Source organism: Eubacterium sp. AF15-50 (assembly GCF_934835595.1).
GTDB lineage: Bacteria > Bacillota > Clostridia > Lachnospirales > Lachnospiraceae > Eubacterium_G > Eubacterium_G segne.
The window spans coordinates 1-1,500 of the sequence record NZ_CAKVZL010000144.1 but is presented as its reverse complement, the minus strand read 5'-3'; the positions used below and the strand labels follow the sequence as shown (position 1 = coordinate 1,500).

The following is a 1,500-nucleotide window of genomic DNA, read 5'->3' as shown; positions in this document are numbered from 1 at the left end:
CATCACAGGCAACTAACAGCGGTCTTTTACCTTTAGCCTTTAACTTGCCGGCTATCTTGGCAGTGGTTGTAGTTTTACCCGCACCCTGAAGACCCATCATCATAATAACCGTTATCTGGTTATCAGGAAGAAGCTTAAGTTCCGTGGTTTCAGAACCCATAAGGGCTGTCAGCTCTTCGTTAACAATCTTAATAACCATCTGTCCCGGTGTAAGAGAACTCATAACATCCTGTCCTACAGCTCTCTCCTGAACCTTTTTAATAAAGTCCTTTACTACCTTAAAGCTTACATCTGCTTCTAATAAAGCAATTTTTACTTCTTTTAAGGCAGCCTTTACATCATCTTCCGTGAGACGGCCTTTACTTCTTAAATTTTTAAATATATTCTGTAACTTATCGGATAAGCTTTCAAATGCCAAAGCCATACCTCCTAATAATTATCTAATATTTCCTGAGCTATCATTTTTATTTCAGAAATATTTTTCTGATTTATATCACTGTCTGCTAACTGACAGATTCTTCTCACATCTTCTTTAGTCTTGGAAAATCTCTCTACAAGGTGTAGCTTTTCCTCGTAACCGTTTAATATCCTGTCACAGCGTTTCACCATGTCGTGAACTCCCTGCCTTGAAATTCCCCTTTCCTGGGCAATCTCTCCAAGACTATAGTCATTTAATATAAAATCCTCATATATTTCCTTTTGATGTTCCGTAAGAAGTTCGCCATAAAAATCATATAACATAGAACTTTTATATACATCTTTCATCGTAAACATACCTTTCTATATGATTTGATTTTACCACCTAGAGTATAATACAGTAAAAAGCAAAAGGTGTCAAGTATTTTTTCTTGACACCTTTGTTTTTGTTTTATTTTATAAATTTGGAGCTTCTTCCTTTGGATTATAACCTGTTTTTTTCAAGGCTTTAAGAATCTGTTCCTTATGGTCATGTCCAAAGCATTCCAATGTAACCTTTAATTCAACAGCTGCATTTCTGTTTACTGAAACAAACTGATTATGCTCTAACTTAATTACATTACCTTGCTGCTTTGCAATTTCATTTGCCACCTTAACCAATTCGCCCGGCTTGTCAGGAAGCAATACGGAAACACTAAATACTCTTCCACGCTGGATTAATCCATGCTGAAGGGTAGATGACATTGTGATTATGTCCATGTTACCACCACTTATGATTGAAACAACCTTTTTGTCCTTAAATTTCAGATGTTTAAGAGCTGCTACCGTAAGAAGTCCCGAATTTTCAGCAACTAACTTATGATTTTCAACCATATCTAAAAATGCATCTATTAATTCTTCATCCTTAATTGTAATAATTTCATCAATATTTTTCTGGATATAAGGAAAGATAATCTCTCCCGGTGTTTTTACCGCAGTACCGTCAGCAATGGTATTGGCACTATCTAATGTAACAACATGTCCTGCTTCAAGACTTGCCTTCATACAGGCTGCATGTTCAGGTTCCACACCAATAACCTTAAT

3 protein-coding genes are annotated in these 1,500 nt (G+C 36.0%); all 3 read right to left on the bottom strand.

All coding sequences use genetic code 11. The annotated features are described in order from the left end of the window. Positions 1-418 (bottom strand): signal recognition particle receptor subunit alpha (locus tag Q5O73_RS10475; protein WP_302669662.1); only part of this gene is annotated, 418 nt, incomplete at its 3' end. Between the two features lie 11 nt (positions 419-429). Then, on the bottom strand, positions 430-765 hold the full coding sequence (gene ylxM / locus Q5O73_RS10470; RefSeq protein WP_021953109.1) for a YlxM family DNA-binding protein: 336 nt from the start codon (positions 763-765) through the stop codon (positions 430-432). Between the two features lie 108 nt (positions 766-873). After that, on the bottom strand, positions 874-1,500 hold a 627-nt coding region (locus Q5O73_RS10465; RefSeq protein ID WP_302669661.1), incomplete at its 5' end, for a pyridoxal-phosphate dependent enzyme.

Bases quoted from the DNA above. Each gene is read 5' to 3' on its own strand.
- ylxM (WP_021953109.1), bottom strand. From the start codon at position 765: ATGAAAGATGTATATAAAAGTTCTATGTTATATGATTTTTATGGCGAA.